General features: G+C 43.6%; 3 protein-coding genes and 2 pseudogenes. 3 read left to right on the forward strand and 2 right to left on the reverse strand.

Features of this window, described 5'->3' with window-relative positions; all coding sequences use genetic code 11:
* Window positions 1-406 (reverse strand): annotated as a pseudogene (locus tag WBA23_RS22740) (alpha-amylase family glycosyl hydrolase); the annotation flags it as partial.
* Window positions 403-612, reverse strand: coding sequence for a hypothetical protein (locus WBA23_RS22745; RefSeq protein WP_424584574.1), 210 nt, complete (start codon window positions 610-612; stop codon window positions 403-405). The gene WBA23_RS22745 and the pseudogene WBA23_RS22740, both read right to left, overlap by 4 nt.
* A 509-nt stretch (window positions 613-1,121) precedes the next feature.
* Here WBA23_RS22745 and WBA23_RS22750 point away from each other — a divergent pair.
* From WBA23_RS22750 to WBA23_RS22760, 3 genes and pseudogenes are all read left to right on the forward strand, one after another.
* Entirely contained in the window at window positions 1,122-3,137 is a 2,016-nt protein-coding gene (locus WBA23_RS22750) for an alpha-1,4-glucan--maltose-1-phosphate maltosyltransferase (RefSeq protein ID WP_424584575.1), read from the forward strand.
* 68 nt (window positions 3,138-3,205) lie between these two features.
* Window positions 3,206-6,544: a maltose alpha-D-glucosyltransferase gene (treS, locus tag WBA23_RS22755; RefSeq protein WP_424584576.1), complete on the forward strand. Its 3,339-nt coding sequence runs from the start codon at window positions 3,206-3,208 to the stop codon at window positions 6,542-6,544.
* A pseudogene (locus WBA23_RS22760) lies at window positions 6,537-6,782 on the forward strand (1,4-alpha-glucan branching enzyme); the annotation flags it as partial. The gene treS and the pseudogene WBA23_RS22760, both read left to right, overlap by 8 nt.

The raw sequence follows: 6,782 nt of genomic DNA on the forward strand, positions 1-6,782 counted from the left end.
CCTCCTCTTTAACATGAAAAGTACCAATATGCATTTCGTAGATGATGCACTGGTTCCAAGGGGGAAGTTCAAAAGAATCCTCCTGCCAGTCAAAATGGGTAGGATCGTAAATAATGCTGTTACCGTCCGAATTTGTAAGCTGACGAGAGTAAGGGTCATTGCGGTACAACCAATCGTCATGAGGAGATTTAATTAAAAATTTATATTCATCACCTGCCTGAACCTCAGAAACGAATGTGTACCAGTAGCCATCTTCTTCAGCTTCTAATGTAGGGCCTTCCTCATTCCAGTCGCAGAAGCTACCAGTCACTCGCACCGCCTGAGCGTTAGGTGCCCAAACTCGGAAGCCCACTCCTTCAGAAGTGACTATGGCTCCCATGCCTGCTAACTTTTCAGCCGTATTCATACTCCTTGCAGTTTTTGAATAATATGCTCAAGCATATGAACCTTCTCTTCGTGCATACTAAAACCCTCTCCTGATTCTTGGTCAGCGTTCATGTCTACGATGGATCTCTGTAGTTGATGAATAATCTCTTTGGTTTCAGCCATGGTGAGTTGCACGTGATGACTAGCGTCCATAGGCTGGGGTTCGTGGTTATCAATAGTGAACATAATGTTGGAGTTAATTTATGAAGTATTTTAAAAAATTGGCAAAGCAGGGTTCAACCTGCTTCGCCTAGTATCTATAATTAAATCATGCAGTGAATACTGCAATCCGGCAACCAACGTACTACAAGTTTGAAACCAAGTGCTCAAAAGAGTTAATACTGAGTATTAACTTTAAACAATGAGGTGAAAATTACCCAATTTGCTACTAGGCAATGTGGTAAATTGCTACACTTTTCCCAAGGATGGTGCATATAACTATGCAGAGAACTATTCTGTAGCATAATAAGCCAGCTGGCCAAAACTATAAACTGGATTCGGTAATACTCAAGAGATAGTATAGACTGTACTGCGAGTTGACTTTATTGTGGGATTAAATTACACCTTCTTCTCGTTTGTCTTTAGTAATTAATTAGCGAGAACTTAGGTAATTATTTCGTAATAATTTATTGTCCCCCAACGTGATTATTTAAATAACAATGCTGTACTTTCGCAGTTGAAACCATATGAACGCTATGCCAGCTACCAAAACCACCAAATCAACTACTAAAACTAAGAAACAGTCGGCCAACTCACTAAGTAATATTCAAGGTAAACAGCGGGTGATCATCGCAAATGTTGATCCTCAGGTACAAAATGGTCAATTCCCAATAAAGCGATCAGTAGGGGAAGCAGTACAGGTAGAAGCTGATATTTTTGCTGATAGCCACGACAAAATTCGGTCATTTGTTCAATTCAGGAAAGAAGGAGAGAACAATTGGCAGGAAGTTCCAATGAATCCGGTAATGAATGACCGATGGACAGCTACTTTTATTCCCGAGTCTATTGGATTTTATGAGTTTACCGTTTCGGGATATATAGACCATTATGCCTCATGGCAATACGGGTTGCGTAAAAAGCACGAAGCCAGTCAAGATATTTCTGTAGAAATGCGCATTGGGGCAGATATGCTAGATGATATTGCTAAGCGAGCTAAAGGTAAAGATCAGCAACAAATTAGCGACGTAGCCAACCGGCTCCGAAATACATCAGATGCCGATGAAGCGGTAGCTATGGCACTGAGTGATGATATTACTGAGTTAGTAGGTAAACACTACGACCGTAGCAATGCTAGCTACTATGCTCCAGCTATTCCGGTTGAAGTTGAACGGAAAAAGGCACTGTTCAGCAGCTGGTACGAGTTTTTTCCGCGATCCACATCGCGTGAGCGGGGTAAACACGGTAATTTTCAGACAGCCAGTGCTATTTTACCCCGGGTAGCGGAAATGGGTTTTGATGTAGTGTACCTTCCGCCGATCCATCCTATTGGTAAAAAGCATCGCAAAGGATTAAACAACGCACTAACGGCTAACCAGGGTGATCCAGGTTCCTGCTGGGCTATCGGTTCCGATGAAGGTGGGCATAAAGCTATTCATCCCGAGTTGGGAACGTTAGAGGATTTTAAGAAATTTATCAAGCAGGCCAATGAACTTGATATTGAGATTGCGCTGGATATCGCTTTTCAGTGCGCCCCCGATCATCCCTACGTAGAGGAGCATCCTCAGTGGTTCAAATGGCGACCAGATGGAACGGTGCAGTACGCTGAAAATCCACCGAAAAAGTATCAGGATATTCTGCCCATCAATTTTGAAACCGAAGATTGGGAGAACCTATGGCAGGAACTAAAAAGTGTTATTGCGTACTGGATTGATAAAGGGGTAACCATCTTCCGCATTGATAATCCGCACACCAAATCGTTTAAGTTCTGGCAATGGTGTATTAAGGAGATTAGAACGAAAAATCCTGAGATCATTTTTTTGGCAGAGGCTTTTACGCGTCCTCGCATTATGGAGTGGTTAGCTAAACCGGGGTTCAATCAATCGTATACGTACTTTACCTGGCGACAGAATCCTTACGAACTGCGGGAATATATGCTGGAGCTAACTCAAGGGCCGATGCGCAATTATTTTCGCCCGAACTTTTGGCCAAACACCCCCGACATTCTTACCCCTGATTTAGTACATGGGGGCGAACCGGCTCATATTATGCGTTTAGTTTTAGCCGCTACACTTTCCTCAAACTACGGATTATACGGTCCGGTATACGAGTTTGTAGTAAATACCCCGTATCCGGGAAAAGAGGAGTACTTGGATTCAGAGAAGTACGAAATAAAGCACTGGGACTGGGATGCTGAAACCCGAATCCGAGAGATTATCACAATTATTAATCGAGTACGAAAAGATAACCCGGCACTGCAAAGTACGGCGAATGTTATTTTTGCCGAAGTTCATAATGATCAAATATTGGCTTATGCCAAAAAAGATACCGACACTGGGAATACCATGTTTATGGTGGTTAATATGGACCCTTACCATACCCAAAGTGCTTATCTGAAAGTGCCGATGTACGAACTAGGAATGAATATGGACCAGCCCTACCGGTTAGAAGATCAAATAAGCGGAGCGCACTATACTTGGCACGGAGAATGGAATTACGTAGAACTCAATCCGTTCCAAATTCCCGCTCATGTATTTAAAGTAGTACAGGATTAATGACGAACACTGTATTATTGCATCATTAATTATTTTTTTACGTAGACATTCCTTTCATATTATAACCTATGGCCAACCAAGTAACCAAACTAGACGATGAGCTGCATTGGTATAAAGATGCAATCATTTACGAATTACACATCAAAGCATTTCGAGATAGCAATGGCGATGGTATCGGTGATTTTGGTGGATTACTAGAGAAGCTAGACTACCTTCAAGATTTAGGAGTAACCGCCATTTGGGTATTGCCATTTTACCCTTCACCCCTGCGCGACGATGGGTATGATATAAAAGATTATTACACAATCAATCCCTCGTACGGAAAACTAAAAGACTTTAAGAAGTTTCTGAAAGAAGCGCATAAGCGGGGTTTAAAAGTAATTACTGAGCTAGTCATTAATCATACTTCCGATCAGCACCCCTGGTTTCAGCGCGCCCGCCGGGCTGAGTCAGGCTCACCGGAGCGAGACTACTACGTTTGGAGTGATGACTCCGATAAATTCTCTGAAGTCCGAATTATTTTTCAAGATTTTGAAGCCTCTAACTGGACGTGGGACCCACTTGCCAAAGCTTACTATTGGCACCGGTTCTATTCTCATCAACCTGATTTGAACTTCGATAATCCCTTAGTGCAAGATGAGGTGCTTAATGTACTAGACTACTGGATTGATATGGGAGTGGATGGTTTTCGACTCGATGCGGTTCCTTATCTCTTTGAGCGGGAAGGCACCAACTGCGAGAATCTTCCTATCACCCACGATTTCCTTAAAAAACTACGGAGCCACGTAGATGTTAAAAAGCCTGGCATATTACTACTGGCTGAAGCCAATATGTGGCCAGAAGATTCGGCTTCCTATTTCGGAGATGGTGATGAGTGCCATATGAACTATCACTTCCCAATCATGCCTCGCATGTTTATGGCTTTGCGAATGGAAGATCGTTACCCCATCACCGACATTCTCGATCAAACCCCCGACATACCCGAAACCTGCCAGTGGGGTATCTTCTTGCGTAACCACGATGAATTAACCCTGGAGATGGTTACCGATGAAGAGCGGGACTATATGTACAAGGTGTATACTAAAGACCCGCTGGCCAAGATAAACTTAGGAATTCGGCACCGGCTAGCACCTTTACTGGACAATGATCGGCGTAAGATTGAACTGATGAACCATCTGCTGTTTTCGCTGCCTGGCTCGCCGGTTATCTACTACGGCGATGAGATTGGGATGGGGGATAACTTCTATCTTGGCGATCGGGACGGCGTGCGTACCCCTATGCAATGGAGTGCCGACCGTAACGCCGGATTCTCCCTAGCGAACCCTCAGCAACTGTACTTACCAGTTATTCTTGATCCGGAATACCAATACGAAGCGGTCAACGTGGAACTTCAGCAGCGCAACCCCAATTCCATGCTGTGGTGGATGAAGCGACACATCAGCATGCGTAAGAATTATAAAGCATTTGGGCGGGGCGATATTATTTTTCTACCGGCAGAAAATGCGAAGGTTCTGGCTTTTACGCGTACCTACGAGGATCAAACTATTATGGTACTGGTCAATCTTTCACGCTTTTCGCAAGCGGTAGAATTAGATTTAACTGAGTACCAAAATTACGTGCCTAAAGAGGTATTTAGCAAGAATCGCTTTCCCTCTATTAAGGAATATCCTTATTTATTTACCCTTTCACCCTACGGATACAACTGGTTTTTGCTTGAACCTCCGGAAGAGGTACTGGATGAGCGTACAAATTCGTCACCGGGCTCAATATTAAAGGCGAACAGCTGGAAGGACCTACAAAAGTCGAAGTATAAGACAGCATTGGAAGACTATCTTCCTAACTATTTAATGCAGTGCCGCTGGTTCGGGGGCAAGGCTCGTACCATACAAGGAGTTAACATTGCTTATCAACTTCCGATAAACACAGCTTCACCTAGTGTGCTGTTACTTATTATTGAGGTTAGTTATAATGAAGGGCTTGATGAGTTCTACCAACTTCCAATCTCTTTTGTAGAAGAAGGGTTGAGCGAACCTATTCGCGCACAATCAACTCAAGGGATAATCGGACCAGCAACTATTGATGGAGCCGAAGGATACCTCTACGATGCGGTATACAACGAAAGCTACCGGGATACGCTGTTTGATCTGATGATTAAAGGAAAGAAAACGAAGGAGAATGGAGCGGAACTGTCTTTGAAAGCAGAGCCATCAGTAGTGAAGTGGTTTAAAAAGGAGAAGCCCGACATTAGTTCTAAAGTGTTGAATGCTGAGCAGAGCAATACATCGATTGTTTATTCGCAACGCTACTTTTTGAAGCTCTATCGTAAAGTTGATTATGTTATTAATCCTGATCTAGAGATTACTCGGTTTTTAACGGAAAAAGCCCGATTTGAGAACGTACCCCAGTACGCAGGAAGTATTGCGGTGATTGACGATAAAAAAGATCCGTTGGTGTTAGCCATGATGCAGGAAATGATTCCGAATCAAGGAGACGCCTGGGTGTACATGAAGGATGTGATAAGCCGCTATTTTGAGCGGGTAACCATTGACTACAAGCCTCTAAAAGTTCCCACATTAAAAGGATCATTAACGAACCCGGTTTCTTTTGAGAAGCTCCCTGAAGACCTGAAAACACTTTTAAGTGGAATGCCGGCGGAACGGGCTTCGCTACTGGGTACCAGAACGGCTGAAATGCATATTGCGCTAGCATCTCATCCCGATGAACCGAACTTTGATTCTGAGAATTTCTCATTACATTATCAGCGATCGCTTTATTCTTCACTACAATCATTGGTACGCTCGGCTTTCCAGAGTCTGGATAAGAAGTTGAATGCGCTACCTGAAATGATGCAAGAAGAAGCAAAATCGGTTAAGGGAATGCGTAGCGATATACTAAAGTGTATGCAACGTATTTACGAACGAAAAATTACTTCGACCAAAATACGACCGCACGGCGACTATCATCTGGGCCAAGTACTGTTTACTGGAAAAGACTTTGTAATTATTGACTTTGAAGGTGAACCCGCCCGTACGTTCAGCGAACGGCGGCTAAAACGCTCGCCCCTGCGCGATGTAGCTGGGATGGTTCGCTCATTTCACTATGCGGCTTACAGCGGATTGTTTGAGAATGAAGCGTTCAAACGTGGCGATGCTGACTACCTTGAAGGTTGGGCCGAGCTGTGGTACCACTACATGAGTGGCTTCTACATTGATGCCTATATTGAGAAGGCAAAAGGACACAACTTTTTGCCCGACAATCAGGATGACTTTGATACGTTGATGCAAACCTTCTTACTAGAAAAAGCAGTTTACGAACTTAATTACGAACTTAACAACCGTCCGAATTGGACAATTATACCTCTGCGGGGTATTCAGTACGTAATGCAAAAATGCAACGAAAATGAATGATGACCACAGTGTGCCAGCAACTATAGAATCTCAAGAGCATTTCTCTTTGATAACCGACTTTGATACGCACCTTTTCCGGGAGGGTAACCACTACTCGCTATACGATAAATTAGGTTCTCACTTAATTGAGTATCGTGGTGAAATGGGGGTGTACTTTGCAGTGTGGGCCCCTAACGCTCGCCGAGTATCGGTTATTGGTGATTTTAACGGATGGAACAACGAAGCGCATACTATGGAG

This window comes from Tunicatimonas sp., from assembly GCF_049647865.1.
GTDB lineage: Bacteria > Bacteroidota > Bacteroidia > Cytophagales > Cyclobacteriaceae > Tunicatimonas.